This is a genomic window from Bacillus sp. FSL H8-0534 (genome assembly GCF_038005885.1).
GTDB classification, from domain to species: domain Bacteria; phylum Bacillota; class Bacilli; order Bacillales; family Bacillaceae_G; genus Bacillus_A; species Bacillus_A pseudomycoides.
Genome location: NZ_JBBOUC010000001.1, coordinates 2892903 through 2916789 on the forward strand (window position 1 = coordinate 2892903; position 23887 = coordinate 2916789).

Annotated in this window: 27 protein-coding genes and 1 pseudogene; 8 read left to right on the forward strand and 20 right to left on the reverse strand. The window is 35.4% G+C overall.

The window, feature by feature from the left end:
* Nucleotides 1-217: 217 nt before the first annotated feature.
* The 4 genes from MHH71_RS14720 to MHH71_RS14735 form a co-directional block, all read right to left on the reverse strand.
* The gene (locus MHH71_RS14720; RefSeq protein ID WP_016117023.1) at nt 218-328 is read right to left on the reverse strand and encodes a DUF3948 family protein; all 111 of its coding nucleotides are present in this window, start codon (nt 326-328) and stop codon (nt 218-220) included.
* Nucleotides 329-397: 69 nt separating this feature from the next.
* Nucleotides 398-508 carry a DUF3948 family protein gene (locus tag MHH71_RS14725; protein WP_033797748.1) on the reverse strand — a complete coding sequence of 37 codons (111 nt, stop codon included), beginning with the start codon at nt 506-508 and terminating at the stop codon, nt 398-400.
* Between the two features lie 77 nt (nt 509-585).
* Nucleotides 586-696, reverse strand: coding sequence for a DUF3948 family protein (locus MHH71_RS14730; protein ID WP_018782014.1), 111 nt, complete (start codon nt 694-696; stop codon nt 586-588).
* A 77-nt stretch (nt 697-773) separates the two neighbouring features.
* Entirely contained in the window at nt 774-884 is a 111-nt protein-coding gene (locus MHH71_RS14735) for a DUF3948 family protein (protein WP_018782013.1), read from the reverse strand.
* A 434-nt stretch (nt 885-1318) separates the two neighbouring features.
* On the opposite strand from MHH71_RS14735, the gene MHH71_RS14740 reads away from it, so the two are divergent.
* Nucleotides 1319-2191, forward strand: coding sequence for a Cof-type HAD-IIB family hydrolase (locus MHH71_RS14740; protein WP_033798561.1), 873 nt, complete (start codon nt 1319-1321; stop codon nt 2189-2191).
* 38 nt (nt 2192-2229) lie between these two features.
* Here MHH71_RS14740 and MHH71_RS14745 read toward each other — a convergent pair whose 3' ends face one another.
* From MHH71_RS14745 to MHH71_RS14770, 6 genes and pseudogenes are all read right to left on the reverse strand, one after another.
* Nucleotides 2230-3195, reverse strand: coding sequence for an ABC transporter ATP-binding protein (locus MHH71_RS14745; RefSeq protein WP_033798560.1), 966 nt, complete (start codon nt 3193-3195; stop codon nt 2230-2232).
* Complete coding sequence (locus MHH71_RS14750) at nt 3192-4172, reverse strand: ABC transporter ATP-binding protein (protein ID WP_006093147.1); 981 nt, start codon at nt 4170-4172, stop codon at nt 3192-3194. The genes MHH71_RS14745 and MHH71_RS14750 overlap by 4 nt, the downstream gene beginning before the upstream one ends.
* A 10-nt stretch (nt 4173-4182) precedes the next feature.
* Nucleotides 4183-5100, reverse strand: a complete 918-nt coding sequence (gene opp4C / locus MHH71_RS14755; RefSeq protein WP_006093146.1) for an oligopeptide ABC transporter permease — start codon at nt 5098-5100, stop codon at nt 4183-4185.
* Nucleotides 5101-5112: 12 nt separating this feature from the next.
* A complete protein-coding gene (locus MHH71_RS14760) occupies nt 5113-6069 on the reverse strand; it encodes an ABC transporter permease (RefSeq protein ID WP_033798559.1) in 957 nt (318 codons plus the stop codon).
* Between the two features lie 109 nt (nt 6070-6178).
* Nucleotides 6179-7906, reverse strand: a complete 1728-nt coding sequence (locus MHH71_RS14765) for an ABC transporter substrate-binding protein (protein ID WP_033798558.1) — start codon at nt 7904-7906, stop codon at nt 6179-6181.
* Between the two features lie 241 nt (nt 7907-8147).
* Nucleotides 8148-8255 (reverse strand): annotated as a pseudogene (locus tag MHH71_RS14770) (oligopeptide-binding protein oppA); the annotation flags it as partial.
* Nucleotides 8256-8346: 91 nt separating this feature from the next.
* On the opposite strand from MHH71_RS14770, the gene MHH71_RS14775 reads away from it, so the two are divergent.
* The gene (locus MHH71_RS14775; RefSeq protein ID WP_018767142.1) at nt 8347-8544 is read left to right on the forward strand and encodes a hypothetical protein; all 198 of its coding nucleotides are present in this window, start codon (nt 8347-8349) and stop codon (nt 8542-8544) included.
* A gap of 16 nt (nt 8545-8560) precedes the next feature.
* Here MHH71_RS14775 and MHH71_RS14780 read toward each other — a convergent pair whose 3' ends face one another.
* The 7 genes from MHH71_RS14780 to MHH71_RS14810 all read right to left on the reverse strand — a co-directional run bounded on the left by MHH71_RS14780 (nt 8561) and on the right by MHH71_RS14810 (nt 16164).
* A complete protein-coding gene (locus MHH71_RS14780) occupies nt 8561-9709 on the reverse strand; it encodes an ABC transporter permease (RefSeq protein ID WP_006093143.1) in 1149 nt (382 codons plus the stop codon).
* 11 nt (nt 9710-9720) lie between these two features.
* Nucleotides 9721-10917: an ABC transporter permease gene (locus tag MHH71_RS14785; RefSeq protein WP_006093142.1), complete on the reverse strand. Its 1197-nt coding sequence runs from the start codon at nt 10915-10917 to the stop codon at nt 9721-9723.
* Between the two features lie 15 nt (nt 10918-10932).
* Complete coding sequence (locus MHH71_RS14790; RefSeq protein WP_006093141.1) at nt 10933-11865, reverse strand: ABC transporter ATP-binding protein; 933 nt, start codon at nt 11863-11865, stop codon at nt 10933-10935.
* 138 nt (nt 11866-12003) lie between these two features.
* On the reverse strand, nt 12004-12666 hold the full coding sequence (locus tag MHH71_RS14795; protein ID WP_033798557.1) for a response regulator: 663 nt from the start codon (nt 12664-12666) through the stop codon (nt 12004-12006).
* On the reverse strand, nt 12663-13856 hold the full coding sequence (locus tag MHH71_RS14800; protein WP_006093139.1) for a sensor histidine kinase: 1194 nt from the start codon (nt 13854-13856) through the stop codon (nt 12663-12665). The genes MHH71_RS14795 and MHH71_RS14800 overlap by 4 nt, the downstream gene beginning before the upstream one ends.
* A 174-nt stretch (nt 13857-14030) precedes the next feature.
* Nucleotides 14031-15905 (reverse strand): ribosomal protection-like ABC-F family protein, encoded by a 1875-nt coding sequence (gene abc-f, locus MHH71_RS14805; RefSeq protein WP_006093138.1) that lies wholly within the window; start codon nt 15903-15905, stop codon nt 14031-14033.
* 124 nt (nt 15906-16029) lie between these two features.
* On the reverse strand, nt 16030-16164 hold the full coding sequence (locus tag MHH71_RS14810; protein WP_018767146.1) for an RAxF-45 family protein: 135 nt from the start codon (nt 16162-16164) through the stop codon (nt 16030-16032).
* A gap of 416 nt (nt 16165-16580) precedes the next feature.
* On the opposite strand from MHH71_RS14810, the gene MHH71_RS14815 reads away from it, so the two are divergent.
* The 3 genes from MHH71_RS14815 (at nt 16581) to MHH71_RS14825 (ending at nt 18108) form a co-directional block, all read left to right on the forward strand.
* Nucleotides 16581-16709 carry a hypothetical protein gene (locus tag MHH71_RS14815; RefSeq protein ID WP_026008686.1) on the forward strand — a complete coding sequence of 43 codons (129 nt, stop codon included), beginning with the start codon at nt 16581-16583 and terminating at the stop codon, nt 16707-16709.
* A 396-nt stretch (nt 16710-17105) separates the two neighbouring features.
* Nucleotides 17106-17873: a DUF4931 domain-containing protein gene (locus MHH71_RS14820; RefSeq protein ID WP_006093135.1), complete on the forward strand. Its 768-nt coding sequence runs from the start codon at nt 17106-17108 to the stop codon at nt 17871-17873.
* 13 nt (nt 17874-17886) lie between these two features.
* Nucleotides 17887-18108, forward strand: coding sequence for a GNAT family N-acetyltransferase (locus MHH71_RS14825; protein WP_006093134.1), 222 nt, complete (start codon nt 17887-17889; stop codon nt 18106-18108).
* Nucleotides 18109-18132: 24 nt separating this feature from the next.
* Here the strand turns inward: MHH71_RS14825 and MHH71_RS14830 are convergent, their stop codons facing one another.
* Together MHH71_RS14830 and MHH71_RS14835 are read right to left on the reverse strand one after the other, a co-directional pair.
* Complete coding sequence (locus tag MHH71_RS14830) at nt 18133-18666, reverse strand: transglycosylase SLT domain-containing protein (protein ID WP_006093133.1); 534 nt, start codon at nt 18664-18666, stop codon at nt 18133-18135.
* A gap of 304 nt (nt 18667-18970) precedes the next feature.
* On the reverse strand, nt 18971-19741 hold the full coding sequence (locus tag MHH71_RS14835; RefSeq protein WP_018782001.1) for a TatD family hydrolase: 771 nt from the start codon (nt 19739-19741) through the stop codon (nt 18971-18973).
* Between the two features lie 411 nt (nt 19742-20152).
* Between MHH71_RS14835 and MHH71_RS14840 the strand changes: the two genes are divergently transcribed.
* Nucleotides 20153-20338, forward strand: a complete 186-nt coding sequence (locus MHH71_RS14840) for a hypothetical protein (RefSeq protein ID WP_006093131.1) — start codon at nt 20153-20155, stop codon at nt 20336-20338.
* A 178-nt stretch (nt 20339-20516) separates the two neighbouring features.
* On the opposite strand, the gene MHH71_RS14845 is transcribed toward MHH71_RS14840, so the two are convergent.
* Nucleotides 20517-20873 carry a YxeA family protein gene (locus MHH71_RS14845; protein WP_139358586.1) on the reverse strand — a complete coding sequence of 119 codons (357 nt, stop codon included), beginning with the start codon at nt 20871-20873 and terminating at the stop codon, nt 20517-20519.
* Between the two features lie 270 nt (nt 20874-21143).
* On the opposite strand from MHH71_RS14845, the gene nirB reads away from it, so the two are divergent.
* Entirely contained in the window at nt 21144-23549 is a 2406-nt protein-coding gene (gene nirB, locus MHH71_RS14850; RefSeq protein ID WP_018781999.1) for a nitrite reductase large subunit NirB, read from the forward strand.
* Between the two features lie 12 nt (nt 23550-23561).
* Nucleotides 23562-23879: a nitrite reductase small subunit NirD gene (gene nirD, locus MHH71_RS14855; protein ID WP_003194479.1), complete on the forward strand. Its 318-nt coding sequence runs from the start codon at nt 23562-23564 to the stop codon at nt 23877-23879.
* Nucleotides 23880-23887 lie beyond the last annotated feature (8 nt).

Consider the following 23887-nt stretch of genomic DNA (forward strand, 5'->3'; position numbering starts at 1 on the left):
TTTCTATCTTTTCTGTCAAATACCTCTTTTTTTCTCCCATATAAAATTCGACTTTTTTCTATTTAAAACAACATAATCAAAGCTGGTAGTATGTCTCTTTATTACCTCAAAAACAAAAAGACCCTAACATATTAAACATCTATAATACGTTAGGGCCTTTATTTTTTTAGGATAATTGTCTTAATAAGATATAGGTAATTCTGTTTCTCTATATTCATTATACTAATACATTTGTAAGGAATACAATGAGCGCTGTTAATACTGCTGCTCCACTCGCCGATACTAATAAATCCATTTTTGTTACTTGTAATACTTCTTTGTTTTCCATATTCCCCATTCTCCTTTCAGCTTTATTTTGCAATCTTCATTCTGCTCTATTACTTGTACAAAACTTCTATTATACTAATACACTTGAAAGAAATACGATGAATGCTGTTAATGCTGTTGCTGCTCCTGCTGATCCTAATAAGTCCATTTTTGTTAGTTGTAATACTTCTTTGTTTTCCATGCTTCCCATTCTCCCTTCAATTCATAACTTTATTTTTATTTGGTACTGTCCGTTCTACTGCTTGCGCAAAGTTTCTATTATACTAAAACGTTAGAAAGAAGTACGATTAATGCTGTTAGTACCGCTGCTCCACCTGCTGATCCTAAGAAATCCATTTTTGTTACTTGTAATACTTGTTTGTTTTCCATGCTTCCCATTCTCCCTTCAACTTATAACTTTCTTTTTATGTGATACGATCCGTCCTACTGCTTATACAAAATTTCTATTATACTAAAACGTTAGAAAGAAGTACGATCAATGCTGTTAATACTGCTGCTCCACCTGCTGATCCTAAGAAGTCCATTTTTGTTACTTGTAATACTTGTTCGATTTTCATATTTACTCTCTCCTTATTAATAGATATTTATATGTAATTTCCAAGAAATGATTAATTCATAGTTTTTATCTTAACGTTACATTAAATTAACTTGTGTAACGTTTGTAACATTAATGTAACATAAGTTTTTTCATACTGCAATATAAATACATAAAATTTATTACATTTTTTTTACGATATTATTAATAATTTTTTATAAACCCCTTTATACAGCGGTTTCCAACACATACACACTTGTAACATTAATGTAACATTGGGGTTGCAAATCGAAATAAAACGTAGTAGAACGATCACCTTTTCAATTTTGCTCCCTCATCATACTCTTTCGGAATCATTTTAAAGTTTGTCTCATTAACATTTCCATAAAGCCCAAGATAAGTTTATATGTTTCCTCAAGATAACTATGTATAATAAAAAACAAAGAGGTGGTCAGTTTGAAATTAATCGCACTAGATATGGATGGTACACTACTATCATCTAATCTTGAAATCTCCAAGGAAAATTTACAAGCTATTCGTGATGCTAAAGCAGCCGGTCATGTTGTAATGATTTGCTCTGGTCGTGCAAAAGAAGATGCTTTAAAACTATTGGAAGAGTATCAATTATCACTTCCAGTTGGAGCAAGCAATGGGGCAATTGTTTACGTTGATGGAAAAGTAATTAACGCACGTTGTTTACAAAATGCTAAAGTATACAAGCTTGCTAAATTACTAGAATCTGAAGGATTTCCATATAAGTTGTACACAAATAAAGGAGTTTATTCTCCTTATAATTGGAATGAAAAAGTAATGCATGCATTCGAAGAAAATAAGCATGCACTTGATGTCACAATTGAAGAACTGGAACGAATTACAGAGAAGCAAAAAAAAGCGAACTTAATTACTGATTTCCAAAAAATCGAAGATGTCGTAAATAATCCAGAGTTAGAAATCTCGAAATTCTTTATTTTGACGTTTGCCGCAGAGCATCGCTCACAACTACTAAAGTCTTTACAAGAAGATAAAGAAATTATGGTTACAGCATCAGCTCCGACAAATTTAGAAATTATGGACAAGTATGGTCATAAAGGAAATGGATTACAAGAAATGGCGTCTTATTTCAATATTCCAATTCAAGATACGATTGCCATTGGAGACAACTTTAACGATGTACCAATGCTAGAGGTAGCTGGCCTATCTGTTGCTATGGGGAATGCTGAAGAAGATGTAAAGAAATTATGTGATGTTGTTACATTAACAAATGATGAGCATGGTGTTGCTCATGCAATTGAACAGTATGTACTAAAACAACCATCCTCAAGCAAATAAAAAAGGACTCTTTCATATTTGAAAGAGCCCTTTTTCTTTTACACATGATGACAAGCAACGAGATGCCCTTCCCCAACATCACGAAATTCTGGTACAGCTTGCTTACAAATATCCGTTGCAAACGGGCAACGTGTATGAAAGCGGCAGCCTGAAGGTGGATTCGCTGGACTTGGAATATCACCTTGCAAAATAATTCGTTCTCGCTTTACAGTGGGATCAGGAATTGGTACAGCTGATAACAGCGCTTTCGTATATGGATGAAGCGGATTTGCAAACAACCTGTCACGGGGAGCTGTTTCCACAATTGTCCCTAAATACATAATTCCAATTTTTGTACATAAATGTTCGACAACACTTAAATCATGTGAAATAAATAAATAGGATAAACCTTTTTTCTCTTGTAATTCACTGAACAAGTTTATAATTTGTGCTTGAATAGATACATCTAATGCTGCAACAGGTTCATCAGCAACAATAAATTCTGGATTTAATACCATCGCCCTTGCAATAACAATACGCTGGCGTTGTCCTCCCGAAAACTCATGCGGATAACGATCAATATGATATGGTGCTAAACCACATAGTTCTAATACTTCTAACACTTTTTCACGAACATTCTCTTTCGTAGCTAAGCCATGTGCTAGCATTGGTTCACCAAGTGCTTCTCCAATTCTCATCCGTGGATTCAATGAACTAAACGGGTCTTGGAATACAAGTTGCATATTAGGACGATACTTTCGTAATTCCTCTTTCGATAACGTATGAACATCTTGCCCTTTAAATTTCACTTCACCTTCTGTTTTTTGAACGAGACGAAGAATAGTTTTACCAATTGTCGTTTTTCCACTTCCAGATTCACCTACTAGACCAAACACTTCACCTTTATTAATCGTAAAGCTTACTCCGTCTACTGCTTTTACATGCCCAATCGTTCTACCAAATACGCCGCCCTTAATCGGAAAATGCGTTTTTAAATTCTTCACTTCTAATAAAGGTTCACTCATTGCTCTGCACGCTCCTCATATAACCAGCAAGCTACTTTATGATGATCTTCATGCACTCCAAGGCCTGGCGCCTCATTCTTACATATATCCATGCAACGTTCACAGCGACCGCTAAAGTAGCAAAATTCATCTAAACCAACTAAGTTTGGAACTTGCCCCGGAATCGAATAAAGTTTATCTGTTCGTTTCCCCATTACCGGCTTTGATTTTAATAATCCTTTTGTATATGGGTGTTTAGGATTTTGGAATAGCTCCAGTACAGGTGCTTCTTCAATGACTTTGCCACCATACATTACAACAACATAATCTGCCATTTCTGCTACAACACCTAAATCATGTGTAATTAATAAAATAGATGTTTTAAATTCTTCTTTTACCTGTCTTAATAAATCTAGTATTTGTGCCTGAATTGTAACATCTAGTGCTGTTGTGGGCTCATCAGCAATTAGTAATTTAGGGTTACAACTCAGTGCAATCGCAATCATGATCCGTTGCAACATCCCACCGCTTAGCTCATGGGGATACGAATGAACAATTTCATCAGAACGTGCAATACCAACCTTACGAATTAATTCAATAGCTTTTTTATATGCTTCACTTTTACTAAGGAGCTCATGCTCTCTTAACGTCTCAACAATTTGTTCTCCAACAGTAAAAACTGGGTTAAGAGATGTCATTGGTTCTTGAAAAATCATCGCGATATCATTTCCTCTTAAACTTCGGAGTTCTTTCTCTTTCATCCCCAAAAGACTTTGGCCTTCATAAAGAATATCACCACCAACAATGCCGCCAGATTCCGCAATAAGTCCCATAATAGATAAAGCCGTTACACTTTTCCCACAACCTGATTCTCCCACTACACAAACTGTTTCACCTTCTCGTACAGAAAAGCTAACATGATTCACAGCTTTTACTGTACCTTCTTCCGTATGAAAGTGTGTTTGTAAATCTTTTAGTTCTATTACTGCTTTACTCATGATTCCTCACCTACCGCTTCATTTTTGGATCTAATGCATCACGAAGTGCATCACCAAGTAAGTTAATTGATACAACTGTTATAAAAATCGCAAAACCAGGCGGTATCCATAACCATGGACGTTTTTGGAAATCAATTAATGAGTTTGCTGCACTAATCATATTTCCCCATGATGGCGTAGGTGGAACAACCCCAAGACCTAAATAACTTAATGCTGATTCACTTAAAATAGCTCCCGCTACACCTAACGTTGCCACAACAATTAATAAAGGGAATACATTCGGAATTAAATGATGTACAATCTTCCGGTAATCCTTTAATCCTAATACATCAGCAGCTTGCATAAATGATTGTTCTCGAAGTGTTAAAATTTGTCCTCGTACCAGACGTGCAAGTCCCGGCCATCCAATCAAACTTAACATGATCATAACAACATAAAGTCGATATTCAGATGGAAGTTTCCATTCTGATAAGATAGCACCCATAATGATAAGTAATGGTAATCCCGGAATAGACATTAACACGTCTGCAATACGCATAATAATATGATCTACAATACCACGATAAAAACCAGAGATAGCTCCTAATAATGCACCGAGTATGACGGATAGTAGCATCGAAGCTAAACCAATTGTTAATGAAATCCGGCCAGCTTGCATTAATCTCGTTAAAATATCTCTTCCCAATTGATCTGTGCCAAGCCAATGTGAAAAGTTTGGTGGTTTATTAATTTGTGTTACTTGAATTGTTCCAGAAACATATGGTGAAAAAAATGGTCCAATAAAACAAAATACAAACATAAAAATCAAAGTATAAAATCCAAATAGTGCTAATTTATTTTTCTTAATTCTAGTAAATGCTTGTCGCCATGGCGAAGTCAAATTTCCTTTTCTCTTTTCTTTCTTCTTTATCGTTACAATAGTCTCCATCTTTCTCCCTCCTTACTTTAATCGAATACGCGGATCGACAATCACATAAACGATGTCTGCTAAAAAGTTTGCGATAATTGTTAGGCAAGAGAGAAACATTGTAAATGCCATTAATACCGTATAATCCCGAAAACTTAACGCTTCTAATTGAATGGTCCCAATTCCTGGCCAGTTAAAAATTTGTTCAATAATAATTGCACCAGAGAACAATCCCGGCAATTCAAACGCAAGTAATGTGATTGCTGGTAAAATCGCATTTTTTAGTGCATGTTTATAAATAACGGCTTTTTCTTTCAATCCTTTTGCACGTGCAGTACGGATATAATCCTGTCTTACGACCTCAAGCATGCTCGTTCTAAAATAACGAGTCAATGAGCCGACACCAAGGAGTGTTAAAATAAATACCGGTAAAATCATGTGCCTTAGTACTTCCAATATGTACGTAAAACCCGTCGAATTACTTCCTATATCAATCATCCCACCAATCGGTAATAAATGAAGATCAACAGCAAATACTTTAATTAAAAATAGACCGATAAAGAATGATGGGAATGACATCGCTGCAAAAACACCGATTGTTACAAGTGCGTCAAACCATGAATGTTGCTTTGTTGCTGAAATAACACCCACAATAAGTGCAATGATCCAAGTAAAAAATAAAGCTGCAACAGCAACAATAAAGGTATTCCAAATAAATTTATTAAGTAATGATGTAACAGGCTCTTGGTATTGCAGCGAGAAACCAAAATCACCATGTAGCGCATTACCTAGCCAATGAAAGTATCTTTCTATAATAGGTTTATTTAATCCATACAATTCTCTTAATTCCTGTGCACGTTCTGGCGTTAACTTTGGATTCGAATCAACATAATCTCCCGGCAGAAGAGCAAATAAGAAAAAAATAATAATAGATGTACCAAACAAAGTAGGAATCATTTGTAGAAACCTACGAATGAGATATGTTTTCACCTTTTGTCTCCCCAATCATAGTTACTTAAAAATAGAAGAACATTTTTTCAAAACAGCAAGAACTAACAACTGTATGAAAAAACGTCTTCTATTCATTAATTACTTATCTCTATTGTTCAATAGATAAAACAGGTAAGTTTGAACTAATGCTATCGTATTTTTCTGGATTAATTCCTTTTACACGTGCATTGTGTGCTGAAATACTTTTACGGTAATTTAATAAAATGACAGGGGGATCATCGCTTAATTCTTTATATAATTCTTTATAAATAGGTTTTCTTTTTTCAATATCAACTGTTTCAATACCTTTTTTAATTAATTCATCCACTTTTGGGTTACTATAACCCGCTGAATTATCTGGATGCGTAGATTCAAACTCACCTACAGGTTCACTCGGATCAGAAATGATCGATGTTGCAACAGCTGCTAAATCATAATCAAACTTTCCAACTTTCGAAACAAGTGTATTAAAGTCCATGATTTCTGGATTAAATTCCACACCTAACGCCTTATAATTCTCTTTCGCAATTGGTATAAACACCTCTTCTTGCTTTCTTCCACTTGCCGCATAATAACTCAACTTTAATTTCTGCCCGTCTTTTTCACGAATACCATCAGATCCAACTTTCCAACCAGCTTCATCTAACAATTTTTTTGCTTTCTCTACATTGTATTCGTATTGATTTATACCCTTATCATCATATGCCCATGATGTTGGTGAAATCGGTATATTCGCAACAGAAGCATTTCCTTGGAAGTATGTATCTACATATTTTTTACGATCTAATCCGTAAATAAGCGCTTGCCGTACTTTTTTATCTTTTAAGTATGGCTTCTTATTATTAAAGTAAACGAATGAGTATGAGCTCACTGTTTCAATATTGAAATTAGCAAAGCCTAAGCTCTTTAATTGTTCAATATTGTCATTATTCGCAGCAAACCCATCATAGTCCGTTTCTCCTGTTTGGAATAACTGGAAATTCGTGTCAGGTGTTGTAATTTTATAAATAAAGTTTTTAACTTTTGGCTTACCAGCATAATAATGTTCATTTGCTACAAATCTTACTTCTTGACCTGGGACATACTTTTCAAATTTATAAGGCCCTGCTGCCATTGGTTTACCATATAAATCTTTTAAATAGTTTAAGCTAGTATTTTGCTTATAATCTTTTCCATAATAAGCCTTAGATAAGACAGGTCCTCCCAAGTTTACTAACGCTTGTGAGTTTACTTTTTCCGTCGTAATTTCAATTGTTTGCGGATTAACAACTTTAATCCCTTCAATCGATGTAGCTTTTCCTTCTTTATAATCTTTTCCACCTTTAATTGCATATTGTAAAATATCTGTACCACCCTCATAAGCCTTATCATGTAGCAATGTTAATGTAAATGCTACATCATCTGCTGTTAACGGTGAACCATCACTAAATTTTAAATCTTTTCGTAAGTGAAACGTATACTTCAATTGATCAGAAGATACATCCCATTTCTCTGCAAGCTCTGGAACTGGTTTCCCTTGCTTATCTGTTGATACAAGAGACGCAAATATAACTGATGTTACGTTACCGTCCCAACCATTCTCTTGGAAATAAGGTAAGAACACACCACCAGGTTTTGAAATCCCTAAAATAAGTGTATCTTTTCTCTGCTTCGCTTTCTCAGGATTTTTTGATTTATCTGTCGCTGCAACCTTCTCTATTTTTAAATCTTTCACATCCTGCTGTTTCGTCGGCTCTGTCGAAGCCTTATCCTCTTGTCCCCCACAAGCCGATAACACAAGCGAACTACTCAGTAAAACAGAAAACACACCAGCCCATTTTTTTGTCTTTTTCTTCATTGTCCCCACCCTAACTTTTTTTAATAATTACACCTTATGAACTGCTTGCCCTATATATGCCTCCCACAGTAACATTTTATAACACATCGGAAAAGTCGGTTTTAAATGCAAAAAAATAGATGTTTAGAGGAGTGACAATCTTATTCCGACCTTTCCGCTAGACTTTATGGTTATTAGCTTATATTGTTCGTTATATTTTGTCAATTCTTTCTATTTAAACATTTCAAGATTTTTATAAAAGCTATTGCTGGATCTTTAATTTAGGTAGACTTAACAATATTCCATTACAATCATCTTCCTGTAATCCTTGTATTCTCGCATTATGTGCAGACACAACTTTACTATTATTTTTACTATGCAGAAACGATTAAAAAAATAATTCTATTATTCAGTGGACGAGCATAGAATGCTAACAAACTACCAAAAAGGGGGGCGAAAATATGGACAAACTATTCCAATATGTTCTGCACTATGTTGCATTAACACTCATGATCGTCGGGGCATTACTACTATTTCCGTTCTTCCCAAGGTTCGTCCTCTTTTTAGCATTTCTCTTTATGCTCGGAATTGCGATTGCTATTTCTATAGGGGAAGACGATACACAAAAAGAAAGCAGAGTTCAGCGGGCGAAGCTGTAGACTCTGCTTTCTTTTTTCAATCATAACGTATTCTTGTTAAACCGATTATAAAGAATACACCAGCAAATAACATAAGTATACCAATATATCCTGCTATATCTGCCAATGTCCCTCCTCTTGCAATCAATTCGGTAAACCCGCGCATTGCCCAAGTTTGAGGAACAAAGTTCGCTGCGGTTTGCATCCATTCTGGTTCTATTTCAATTGGCCAATACAGCCCACTAATCATGCAAGTTGAAATAACAACGATATTACCTAAAGCTGACTGCTGCTCCGTTGTTTTCACAATACTTGCTAATAATAGTGCTAAACCAATGACCGCTAGCAATAACACTGAGACAAGTATGATTATCCCTAGTAGATTTCCCCACTGTACATCGAACAAAACATTCGTTAATACCATTAAAGTTCCAAATTGAATCCATCCAATTAAAAAGAAGGAAAGTATATATCCCCCAAGTATTTGAGCCTTTGAAACAGGCGTTCCTAATAAACGATACCAAACGCCAAGTTGTCTTGATTTTAAAATTGTTCCTGTCGCACTTAGCATCACAATCATTACAAAAAGAATAGAAAACCCTGCTGCTCGCCCTGTTACGTTATTCAGCTTTTTCTCCCCAGGTACAATGGATTCCTTTTGAAGTGAAACTGGTTCTACCTTTTTTGTATGAATCGTTTCATACATCTTTTCCCAAGACATTCCTCCTTTTTTCTCTGAATCCCTTGCTGCCGCTACTTCTATTTCCATCTTTTTCATTGCACTTTGTAATACTTGTTCTACAGAAGCTCCTCCCGTGAAATCAGCACTTGATTGGAATTTAACCTTCTCTATCTTCCCGTCCGTCATACTCTTTTGAAATTCTTTTGGAATTGTCACAATACCTGAGGACTTCTTATTTTCGATTTTTTGTTTCGCTTCCTCATACGTTACCTTTTCTATAGAAATTAAATCACTTTTCTTTATTTCCTCATAATAGGAGTTGGATAATGTAGATCCATCTTGGTCTACTAAACTAATATTTACTTTCTCGTTTCCACTTCCACCTAAAAGTCCGCCAAAAATGAGTGTGAAAATAATCGGCATTCCGAACATGAGTGTATAGCTTTGTGGCTTAATTAAGATTTGTTTTAACTCTAACCAGCAAAGCTCCCAAACTTTCTTCATGATTTCTCCTCCTATCTCGTACGCAAACGGAAAGTTCCGATGATAACGGAAGCAATACCCGCACTAGATAAACTTAATATAACTGGAAGTAACGCATACCATGATGTACCCGACATAATGTTTAAAAAGCTTGTAAGTGCCCATTTATTCGGAGCGATGTTAGCAATTGTTTGAAGAGTATCCGGAAATGCATAGATTGGTAACATAGATCCGCCTAATATAGCTAACAACTGAATTCCAATGCCACCCATTAAATCCGCTGTTTTTTCTTCACGAATAAATGCTGCGATGAGCATAGATAAGCCAGAAACACAAATTGCATAAGCAATTCCTACTACTACAATTTGTGAAACATCTTCACCCCAATTCACATGAAATGCGTAATAAGTAGCAACTACAAATACTCCAAATTGAATACAAGCAAATAGTAATGTACCTAAAAATTTACCTAATAATATGGCAAAAGAGCTTGTCGGTGTACTTGATAATCTTGCTAATGTTTCAGTTCGTTGCTCTGTTATAATAGATTTTGCTCCTACTGTTATGTTATATAGTAAAAACATCACTAACATTGCTGCAGCATAATATTGCATCGCAGCCACTGTTTTTTTGCCGATTGTTCCTTTTTCAATCCCATCCGTATTCGAAGCCGCCACTGCTTGTAAATTAGCACTTACCTCTTTTGCAACCTGTTCTATATTTCCTGGCTGTGCCTTTGCTAAATCTGTTGCGACAGTCTTAGTAGAAACGGCAACTGTTTGCACACGCTCTGAGAAGGAACGAATAAGCGATTCAGCTATTTTTGCTTGTATATCTTTTGATGGATCAGTAATCAATTTGGGTTCTTTTAATTTTCCATCCTTTATATGTTCACTCCACTCGTTTGGGATAATCATTCCAACATCAATTTTCTGTTTTCTTAGCAGATCCTCCAGCTCTTTTTGTGAAGCTACGACCTCTACCTTCACATCATCCTTAATCTCTTTTGAATGCAATACATCTTTTTGAAATATATTTGCAAACTCATCTGTTCCTTCTTGATAATAACCAATCACCGTTTTAGGTAATCCACCACTATCTAATATGTTACTTAGTGCTGATCCTAAAATAGCCGTTAATAGAAGTGGCATAAGTAACATCATCATAAATCCACGCCGATCTATTAAACGAATTTTTAAATCTTTCCATGCAATAATAAAACTTTTCATGAGTTCCTAACCTCCTTAATCACGAAGTGAACGCCCTGTTAGCTGTAAAAAGAGAGCTTCTAAATTTGGCTCTTGTACTTCAAGCTTTAAAATTTGCACATGATTTTCTACTACGATCGAAACAACCGTACCGACAGCTTCTCCAGTCTTCAGTCCAATATCGAGTGTATTCGTATCCTCATCAATGATAATCCGTTCTACAGTGGGAATTTCTTTTACTTTCTGCAGTAACTCCTGGCTATAACGACTCAGTTGTAACTTCACCATAAAGCCATCAGCAAGACGATTACATAACTCCGTTTTCGTTCCTAGTGCAATTACCTTTCCATGATCAACAATTGCAATTCGTTCACATAAATACTCCACTTCTTCCATGTAATGGCTCGTATAAATGACCGTCATGCCTTTCTCATTTAATCCTTTTACCGTCTCTAAAATATGATTCCGTGATTGTGGATCAATCCCGACTGTCGGCTCATCCATAATTAATAACTCTGGTTCATGCATAAGTGCCGCACCAATGTTAATTCGGCGTTTCATTCCACCTGAAAATGTTTCAATTTTGTCCTTTGCGCGATCCTGTAAACCAACATATGCTAATACCTCATCTGCTCGTTTCTTTGCAATAGCTCCACTTAAACCATACATTTTCCCCCAAAAGATTAAATTTTCTTTCGCAGATAGCGTAGGATATAAAGCAATATCTTGCGGGACAATACCGATCTTCCTTTTCGCATCTAATGGATATTCTTTTACAGATTTCCCCCCAACTTTTATATCACCGCCATCATATGGAATAAGCCCACAAATCATTGATATCGTCGTCGACTTTCCTGCACCGTTTGGACCAAGCAAACCAAATGTTTCTCCTTTCTTAACTTCAAAAGATACATTCTTTACAACTTCCTTCTTTCCAAACGACTTTGTAATATGATCTACGACTAACATGCCGATTCAGCCCCTTTGCATTAATCTACAATTTCATTGTAAAAAAACATCCTCTTTCTTCCATCACCCTTAAGATAGAAATGCAAAATAAAAAAGCAGCATAATTTGCTGCTTTTTTATTTTTCTCTATGCCAAAAGTCATGTGTATGTTGTAATACCGTATCTTACTGCATATATAGCTGCTTGTGTCCGATCCCTCAGCTCCAGCTTACTGATTAAGTTAGAAACATGATTTTTTACGGTTCCCTCTGTAATAAACAATTTCTCAGCAATTTCTTTATTATTTAATCCAAGGCCTATTTCTCTTAATACATCTATTTCACGCTCTGTTAATTGTTCCACTTGCTTTGGCTGATTTTGCCCTGATATTTCCACTACTTTTGTTCTTTTTAGTTCCTTCACAATTTGCGCTGTTATATCTTGTGGCAATACCGCTCCCCCTGCATGGACCGTTAATATTGCCTGAACAATTGCATCTGTCTCCATATCTTTTAATAAGTAACCGCTCGCTCCTTGCTCTAATGCTTCAAAAATGAGTTCACTATCATTAAATGTCGTCAGCATAAGAACCTTCATATCAGGGAACCTTTCCCTTATTAAGCGAGTCCCTTCAACGCCATTTATACGAGGCATTCGAATATCCATCAAAATAATTTCAGGTTGTAATTGTTCTGCTATTCGAACTACTTCATCCCCATCATTTGCTGTTCCCACCACTTCAAGTTCTGAACGTAAATTTAATAGCATTGCTAAACCATCACGAATAAGTGACTGATCATCAACGATCATAATACGAATCATTTCGTTCCTCCTATTACCCACGTCTTTTCCTTAAGTGGAAACTCAATCTGTAATCGAAAACCCTTCTCTTTTTCACTTTCAAATCGAATGATCCCACCATGTTCTTCTACACGTTCTTTCATATTTATTAAACCAAAACCAGGACTCACTTCATTTACGCCAACACCATTATCCGTAATCAATAGCATAACTTTTTCATCTAAACACAATAAGCTAACTTTACATAAACTAGCTTTTCCATGGCGTTGTGCATTTGTTAATGACTCTTGCATAATACGCAACAAAGTAGGTTGTAATGACAATGGGATTATAATTGGATCTCCCTGTAAATGAAAGGTTACTTGTACTTTGGTTACCTTTGAAAATTCATTTAACATTCCTTTCATATTTTCTATTATGTTCCCTAGATCTCTTTCTTCCTTCAACGCACGGACTGAAGCTCTTACCTCTTGAAGGGATTTTCTAGCTAATTCATGGCATGTATGTAAAACTTCTTCTGTAGCATCTGACTTTTGCTTCCATAAAGCCTCTGCAAGCTGCAATTGAACAAGTAAGGCCGTCATATTATGACCAACTGTGTCATGAATTTCTCGGGCAATATCGTTCCTCTCCCGAACTGTAGTTAGTTCTTCTACTTCTTTCGCATAAAGCTGTAATTGTTCATGCGCTTCTTTTAGAGCTATATGTGATAACGTCAATTTTTCATATTGATCGTCGACAGTTTGGCGGGCTACTGTCAGTTTTTTAATTAAGTTCCCGGATAAAGCACTGAAGACAACGAACATAAAATTAATAGCATTACTATCAACTTCTATCTTTCCAGTATATTGATACGTATATAGTAAAATAGCAGACCAACATACAAAGAAAAAACTCACAAAAAAATATACAACTGCTTTTCGCCACGTATGAATAAATACTCCTACCGCATCAATCCCAAATATAATTAAATACAAACATGTCTCGGGAAATAAAAAGCCTAGTAGTGCTGTAACTACTCCATTTGAGAGGAATACATAAAATTCACGCCTTCTCCCTTGATGTGGTTGTATAAGTAAAACATGATTTATAACGTACATTAAACATGCAATACCAACAAATATTTGTAACCCTACTGTTTCACGTGAAACATGATTTATATATACCATGCAAATCATAACAATCGTAATGAGACGTGCATACCTTAACATAAAATTCTCCTCGCGTTTTTGAACTATTGTTTTAAATCATACCAACATGTAAAAAATCGTTTTCACAATATAACATAAAGAAAATTATACCATTTCCATCTCGAGTTAACGGATATTAATAGAAAAACAAGTCACCCCCACATCTCCTAAGAGGATGACTTGTTTTTCTTTCATCTATTCCATCATACTATCTAATCGATTATATAATTCCGCCCGTAATCGTTCTTTTTCTGTTTTTTCTTTATATAACCGTTCTAACTTTTCAACATTGCTTGTTTCTTCCATTGTGCACTCCAGCGCATATATATCTTCTTCTATATACATAAGCTTATCTTCAATTTCTTCTATACCAATAGATTCCTTCTTTTTTACATTCATTACTTTAATTTTTGGAACCTCTTGTTGTTTCACTTCTTCTTTCTCTATTCTCTCTGCCCATTTCTGACGTGCCCATGCATAGTTCCCCGCAAATTCAAACAATGTATGTTCATCGATCCAATATGTTTTTTCAAACAATTTATTTAAAAAGTAACGGTCGTGTGAAACAGCAAGAATGGTTCCATTATATTGTTCGAGAGCTTCTTCCAGCACTTCCCTTGATTCGATATCAAGATGGTTTGTAGGCTCATCTAACACAAGGAAATTTATATCTTGATACATAAGCTGTGCCAAACGTAATCTCATTCGTTCACCACCGCTAAGCTGATTGACCTTTTTAAAAACGGCTGGACCATAAAATAAAAAGCGAGCTAATATATGGCGAGCTTCTCCTTCAGTTACAGCTACATGCTCCCGGAATGCTTCTAATACATCATATTTTACATTCTCATATGCATGCTGCGATAAATAACCGATTTTCACACTACTACCGATTCTGATCTCCCCAGCATCTGGTTTCATTTCTTCTAATAGCAATTTTAATAATGTTGTTTTTCCTGTACCGTTACGTCCAACAATAGCTGCACGCTCTTGAAAACGCACATGTAAATTTGCTCCCTCAAATAAAATACGCTCAGCAAAATTTTTGCCAACTTCCTTCATTACAACAACATCTTTTCCGCTTCTCTCTTGTCCTTCAAACTGAAGCCCCATTTGTTTTCTTTCTAAAATTGGCTTCTTTAATTTTTCCATCCGTTCTAACGCGCGTTCCATATTTCTAGCACGTTTATGCAGTCCTTCATTCGGAGGATTCGCTTGATTCGCCCATTCTCTTAAACGTTTAATTGCTTCCTTCATTTTCTTTATCTTCTTTTGTTGTTCTTGATAAGATTGGAACTCTTGCAGTAACCTTTCTTCCTTTTCTTTCACAAACTGCGAGTAATTCGTATGATAGACATGCAGCTCTCCGTCTTCTAAATCAAAAATCTTCGTAACAACTTCATCCAAAAAATAACGATCATGTGAGATCACAACAACTGTTCCTGTATACTCTTTCAAAAATTGTTCGAGCCATTCTACTGCAAATAAATCTAAATGGTTCGTCGGTTCATCTAACAGCAGTAAATCTGGTTTCTTGAGCAGCATATAAGCAAGACTTACTTTCGTCTGCTCCCCGCCACTCAGTTCAGCAAAAATTCGAGAAAATAGCTCCGTTATTTGTAAACCATTTGCTACTTTCATGATGTTCGCTTCTATTTCATAACCACCTAAAAACGAAAATTGTTCTTGCACTGCGCCATACTTCTCCATTAACCTCTCTAAACTAGTTGGATCGTGTTCCTCCGCCATACTTTTCTCTAAATTTCGCATGTTTCTTTCTAATTCTTTCTCTTTTACAAAGGCAGCGCTTAATACATCATATACATTTGTTTCACCAGCAAACTTCGGAATTTGTGCTACATGACCAACACGTGTCCCTTTTTTCATATGAATTACTCCAGCATCTACATTCTCTATTCCTGTTAATAGCTGAAAAATTGTGGTTTTCCCGCTACCGTTTCTGCCAACTAATCCAATGCGTTCACCATTTTGTATTTCAAGCGATATATTTTCAAATATGATGTTTCCACCAAAAGATTTCGTTACATTGTTTACACTACAAATTGTCATTTTCCGTACTCCTTTCAACGTAAAAAACCATAGGGAAAGAAACTTTCCCCATGGTTTTTGGCATAGAAAAAGGAAGCCAAATAGCTCCCTTTTCACACGTTTTATAAAATGGGTGAAGAGATTTCTATCGTTCAATAACAGCTATGCAATTGCTAAAAAAGGGCATACGTATCCCGTTAGCAATCACATCATGAAAAATCGCACGACAAAAATAGATAAAATCTAAAAATTTTGCGCGTGCAGCTAAAGAACGTTTCATCTCATTCACTCCTTTCGTACGGAATTTAATACTTACTTCTTTATTATACTTCCCCATTTGATGTTTGAATAGTCATTTTTCTGAAAATAATGAATATAGACTAAACATTTCAACAAATTACATCCAATCTTACACAACTGTTATGTTCACGTAATGGAAAGCAATAGTACGAAATCGTGCCTCCTTATACAATAAAGATGTAAGCAAGAGATAAACAAAAGGAGGAAACAGTCCTGATGAAAGAAATCGTAAAAGCAGTCTTCGAGGTGTTAGTAAACGGACAAGCAGTTGTAAAAGAACTAAACCGACTATAAAAGGAGGAATAAAAATGATGAACATGGTAAAAATGATTCTCCACGCTTTAATTGATGCAAAAGCAGTTAGCCAAGAATTAAATGAACAATAAAAAGGGGAAAATGAATATGAAGAAAGCCATCTTTGCAATTGTAGGTACATTCTTTGCCTTACATGCACTGAAAAATAGAAAAAAGAAACAAAATGAAAATACTCTATATTATCCATACACATTATTACAAAAAAAATAAAAGACAAGATACCCAAGTACAAATAGGATATCTTGTCTTTTGTTTTTTTATTAAAAATTGTTATTCTACAATCTTTTTATAATATGTATGATGCTTCATTAATTCATCGTGTATACCAATTCCTGTAATACTGCCATTCTCTATTACAAAAATGGTATCTGCTTGTACTACCGTTGATAAACGATGTGCAATAACAAATGTCGTTCTACTTGGAAATATTTTTTTGGTGGATTAGCAGTCCGCCATATATCCAAAAATGATACACTCTTTTGCTCTTCCATCTTCTATCTCCTTCTTTTACCATTTCCTCCTTTTCCACTATACAGGATTTTCCTTTCCCTTTCACGAATATAGTAGACGGGAATTTCACATATATTTTTAAAGGGGTATATACGAATGGATACACAACAACTTTATTTTTTAAATGACATTGGAAAACAAAAGCCAGAAAGTATTCGCAATAAAAGCACCGCTTGTCCTTTTTGCGATAGAGAAAATCTCACTGATATTTTAGAAACTGAAGACTCCATTATTTGGTTGAAAAATAAATTTCCAACATTAAAAGATACCTTTCAAACTGTTCTAATAGAAACCGGTAATTGTCATGATCATATTGCAACATACACACCTGAACATATGCAAAAGCTACTGCATTTTTCTATAAAGCATTGGTTAGCTTTAGAAAAGAGCAACGAATTTACTTCTGTTATTTTATATAAAAATCACGGTCCATTTTCAGGCGGAAGTTTGCATCATGCACATATGCAAATTATTGGAATGAAATATGTAGACTACCGAGAAAATGTAACACCTGAACACTTTCAAGGCGTAATCGTACAAAAAGATGAGCAAATTGAACTTAATATTTCTACACGTCCAATTATCGGTTTTACTGAATTTAATATTGTCATTGAGGATATAAAATCCATTGATATAATGGCACATTATATTCAACAAACTGTGCGTTACATACTAACGGGCTTTCATAAAGGTTGTAGCAGCTATAATTTATTCTTCTATCACCTTAATGAAAAAATTATTTGTAAAGTTGTTCCTCGTTTTGTTGTTTCACCATTATATGTCGGGTATAAAATCCCTCAAGTTTCTACAAAGTTGGAAGATGTAAAACAGCAGCTGGCAAATTATTTTACAGTTTCATTATGAGAGATGAAACCAAATGAATTATATTGTTAGAAAAGAAGCTTACATTTTAAATATGTATACACTCCCAGAATACCGTGGAAATGGTTTAGCAAAAAAACTACTCGAACACTGCATAGAGGAATGTGAAGAAAACAGCGTAAAACGAATATGGCTTCATTCTTCCAAAGATGGTGAGTTGCTATATAAAAAGATGGGATTTACTTATAAAGAAAATGAAATGGAACTTTTTTTATAAAAAAATAGAGTAGGTGCTTAGCATCTACTCTTTCATTGTTCCTTTATTTCGATAGTACACGTTCTCTAGCCCAACGTTATACTTCATATTTTGATCCGTCCACTCAGGCCCTAAATTACCTGGCCAACCAGATGTATTTGCTATATATTTTAGTAACGCTAAATCTGTTAAACCTTTTTGCACACCTCTTTTATACCCTTTCATTAAATGAGGCATCGCAATCTGGGCATTTGTCCGCGGGTCCTTCAATTGCTCGTCCGTTAAGTGATCAGGAGCAAGTCCCCCACCTCGGTGTAACTGAAACAATCCAAAAGAAGTGCCATTGTCTCCAACACTTCGTGGGTTCAAACGACTTTCATGCTCGGCAATTGTAAGAGGTATCCATTCTGGAAGATTTACTTTCTTTGCTTCTTCAGTAATAATTTGTTTCATCTGTTTTGCTTCCTCTGAGTCAACATAACTTGTTTGATTCGTCAATCTTTCCATTCCTTCAGACTCTCCTTGGAAATACAAATACATTCCAAGAACAACTAAAAATCCTACAAAGAATTTTTTCACTACCTCTACCTCTTTCTCCGCTGAAATTTGTCCCCTTTCAGCCCTTCCTTACAATTACCTGCAATCTATCACCCTGTTACTCTTAAATGATATCAAACGAAGCTCTATCTTAACATCGTGCTTTAGACTGATTTTCTGAAAATCAATAGTAAAATATTATAAAAAATGTAACATCCCTATCCCACTTCTTATGTGTGTAATTTTTACCAATATCCATTTTAAATAGTTTCTACCTTTTTTGTATATAATTGTAAATTGAATTCTACACAAAGAATAGGAGACTACCTACATGAAAAGTCAAAAACTAAAGACATTTCCCCCCATAAAACCGAAACGTATTTTGATATATTTGCTCTGCAACCTTCTCTATAGAAATATTTTTTATCAAGCTAATTTCTTTTAACACACCCTCAATCATACCCGGATGCGTCATAATATTTTCTTGAAATTTCCATGGTCCATCTGTTTCCACCATCATATATTCTAGCGGATAAAACGAAACGATTTTTCTAATTTTCTCCTTCTTCATAACATCTGGCGTAATTGAAATAAAGTAGCCATTTTGAATCATCCGCTCCATCGTTTCTTTACTCCCCTTAAACCAATGAAAATGCGCACGTGATATCTCATACTGTTCCAGTAAATCACATACAATATCAGCGTCTTCATAAACTGCATGTAAAACAATCGGTAAATTGAACCTTTTTGCAAGTATTATAAATCTCTCTAATACTTTTATATAAGGGTCTAATACGATATCTTTCTTTTCTTGCCTTAAATAATAGGGCAGACCGATCTCACCTATGGCAACAAGCCGTCCTACATTTGCCTCAATTAACTTATAAATTTGTTCACATTCTTTTTGGTTAATCGGCTGTTCTGGATGAAAACCAAGTGCCGGATGTACAAATGGATGTTGTCTTGCTAAAGATAATGTTTGTTGACAAGAATGATAGTTCATTGATACCGCAATCAGTCCATCAATCTCAGTACTTCTTTTTACATCATCAATTAGTTTCATTTGCTCTTTATTCTTATATTGGTCCAAATGTATATGACTATCAATCCACTTCATCCTATCACCTCTTACATCTATTTTAATACGCCGCTTCAGATTAAGGGCAATAAAAAACAAGAAGGAATCTTCTTCTTGTTTTTTCATCTATATTATTTAACAATTAAATTTGTAATTATGTCAAAAAGTCCAACACATACGACAGCAACAGTAAAGTAGCTACAGAAATCTTTTATCGGAAACTTAACTACTTCTTTTTTTTGCATCTCATTCTTCTCCCTTCTGATTACCTTCCCTAATTTTTTATCTTTTTTTATTATGCAGAAAATATGACAAATACGCTATCGAATTAACTTACGAAAACCTTACAATATTGTAAGGTTTAAAAAAATAGCCTCATCTCATAAAGAGATAATGGCTATGCAATAGTTGGTTTTAAAACATTCATCACTATTTCAGACAGAAAGTTGTATGTTCAAACTTCCTACTTGTATTGTAATAGAATTCACAAATGGCAACTATCGAATTAACTTACATGTACCTTACAATGTTGTCATAAACAATATTACTTTTAACAATTTAGATGCAATCGGACTTGCTAGCAGTGTGGCTCTTCTTACGGATTTCATTTCTGCTGCTACAGTTATCCTAGTATAAACTTATGTCCGCTTTCTTGTTATACAGTTAAAATCCCCTAAATTCCATACTCTCTGTCTTGTTAAAACCTATTTTATATAGTAAACGTATATTTAAATACTAACACCGAAAAATTTCTTCTTTAAATGATTTATATGTAATAAAAAACACTGTAACATACTCAGTATGTTACAGTGTTTTATCTTGTCGCCAATAGCTTACTTCTCGCCTGCACAGGAATATTTTGGACCTCAATCTCTACCAACGATTCACCGTAACGTCCTTTTGCGGTAATTTTCAATGACTCACTTCGTTTTAACATGTGCTTCACTGTTTTCTTTATCGTCTGTGCCCTACCTTTTTCATCATATGCAGCAAACTCATATTCATACCATTCATCACCAATATGTTGACCGACATCATTCACAATCGTGTAATATTCTTTTGTTTTACAAAATGGATTATATTTATCAATTACTGGTCCCAGTTTTGTTGGTAGTAGTAAGATAATAACAGCTGCCAGCGCAATTCCAGTAATAATTACTCGCTTTTTCACTCTTCCCCACTCCAAGGTAAATTCCTCCTCCACACAATATGTGTAGTTTTCTATAAACTTATTTTAAAGAGAAGGACTTAATCCCGCCATTGAATCCCATTACATTTCCCTTACATTTTTGTAAGAATTCGAATGAAATTTTATATGATTTTTAACAATTTGTGAATCCTCCAAAACTGTGATAAACATCACACCCTCTACTTTCCAAAGATTCTATAATACGAGTATACAAGTTTGTTAAACATTTCACATTTAAGAGGGGAAATGAATATGAAAAAGCGTTTAGTTATGATCGGGAATGGTATGGCTGGTATACGCTGCATTGAAGAAATTTTAAAACTAGATTCAGGACTTTATGATATTACTATTTTTGGTGATGAACCTCATCCAAACTATAACCGCATTATGCTATCTCACGTCTTACAAGGAAAAACAAATATCCAAGATATTATTATGAACGAATACAGTTGGTACGAGGAAAATGATATTACGCTGTATACAAATGAAAAGGTAATAAATATTGATCGGGAAGAACAAGTCATCATTACAGAAAAGAACCGTATTGTCATATATGACAAGCTCATTATCGCAACAGGGTCCAGCGCTTTCATCTTACCTGTTGAAGGCTCACAACTTCCAGGTGTAACAGGCTTTCGTACAATTGAAGATACACAATTTATGCTGGATGCTGCTAAGCGATATAAAAAGGCTGTCGTCATTGGCGGGGGATTACTCGGTTTAGAAGCCGCACGAGGGCTTATTGACTTAGGAATGGATGTTCACGTTGTTCATTTAATGCCTTACTTAATGGAGCAACAACTCGATGCCAAAGCCGCCTCATTACTGCGTGAAGACTTAGAATCACAAGGTATGAAGTTTCTTATGGAAAAGAAAACAGTGAAAATTCTTGGTACTGACCGTGTTGAAGGTATCCAATTTGAAGATGGGGATGTTGTAACATGCGATTTAATTGTAATGGCTGTTGGGATACGTCCAAATACACATTTAGCAAAAGATGCTGGTTTAATTGTAAATCGTGGCATAGTTACAAATGACTATATGCAAACAGATGATGAATCAGTCTATGCAGTTGGTGAATGTGCAGAACATGACGGTATTGCCTATGGTCTTGTTGCCCCATTATATGAACAAGGGACCGCACTGGCAAAGCATATAACGAATTCACAAACAGATGGATATGCAGGTAGCATCGTCGGTACACAACTTAAAGTTGCAGGATGCGATTTATTCTCTGCTGGACAAATTTATGAAGATGACGTAACAAAAGCAATCTCAATCTTTAATGAGTGTACGCGTTCCTATAAAAAAGTATTAATCCGTGACAATAAAGTCGTTGGTGTTGTTTTATATGGAGACACTGCTGAAGGTACACGCCTCTTTAGCATGTTAAAAAAGGAAGAAGATATACAAGAATACACACCCGTCTCCCTTCTTCACAAAGCTGGTGAAGAAAGTGGACTTGACGTTGCCAGTATGAGTGCTAATGACACCGTTTGTGGATGTAACGGCGTGACAAAGGGAACAATCGTTCATGCTATTTTAGAACAAGATTTAACAACTTTTGAAGAAGTAAAAGGATGTACAAAAGCTGCCGGTTCATGTGGTAAATGTCGTCCAGTTGTTGAACAAATTTTATCTCATACTCTCGGGGATAGCTTCGATGCATCTGCACAATCCGTTGGTATATGTGGATGTACAACTTTATCACGTGATGAAGTTGTCACAGCGATTCATGAGAAAGGTTTAAAATCGCCAAAAGAAGTACGAAACGTCCTTGGCTTCGCACATGAAGACGGCTGTTCAAAATGCCGCCCTGCATTAAATTACTATTTACGTATGACACGCCCAGAAGAATATGCAGATGATAAATCATCCCGCTTCGTTAATGAAAGAATGAATGGCAATATTCAGCATGATGGTACATTTTCTGTTATTCCTCGTATGTACGGCGGTGTTACTACGGCAGATGATTTAATGAAAATTGCTGAAGTTGCTAAAAGATATGATGTGCCGCTTGTAAAAATAACAGGTGCAAGTCGAATCGGCTTATATGGTGTTAAGAAAGAAGATTTACCAAAAGTTTGGGCTGACCTCGATATGACTTCTGGTTATGCCTATTCGAAATCCCTTCGCAATGTAAAATCATGCGTCGGCTCTCGCTTCTGCCGCTTTGGTACAAAAGATTCATTAGGGCTTGGTATGTTACTTGAACAATCGTTAGAAATGGTAGATACACCTCACAAAATGAAAATGGGTGTAACTGGTTGTCCACGTAACTGTGCAGAAGCATTAACAAAAGACTTTGGTGTCGTTTGTGTTGAAAATGGCTTCCAACTTTATATTGGTGGCAACGGTGGTACAGAAGTGCGTGAAGCTGATTTTGTAATGATTGTCCCTACAGAAGAAGATGTACTTCGCATTGCCACAGCTTATGTACAACATTACCGTGAAACTGGTATTTACGGCGAACGAACAGCCCCTTGGGTAGAACGAATGGGATTAGCTCATATAAAAGAAGTGCTGCAAGATGAAAGCATGGTTACTATGCTAAATGAACGTTTCCAAAAAGCGCGTAACACATATGAAGAAGCTTGGGGACAAGCACTGGAAACTAGGTCATTAAAAGCCATGTATGAAGTAGAAACTGTAAAGTAAGGAGCGATCTACATGTTGCAAACTAAAGAAAAAATAAAAATAATGCATGCAGAAGACCTTCCTGTGCAAATCGGTAAGGAAGTGCGCATTAAGGATATATCCATCGCCTTATTTCGCCTTTCAAATGGTGATATTCGCGCTGTAGAAAATCGATGCTCTCATAAAAACGGACCTTTAGCCGAAGGAATTGTTTCTGGAGAATTCGTCTTCTGTCCATTGCATGACTGGAAAATTTCATTAATAACAGGTGAAGTTCAAAAGCCTGATGATGGTTGTATCCAAACATATGAAGTAGAAGTTATTGATGGTGATATTTATATATATATGTAACTTGTACA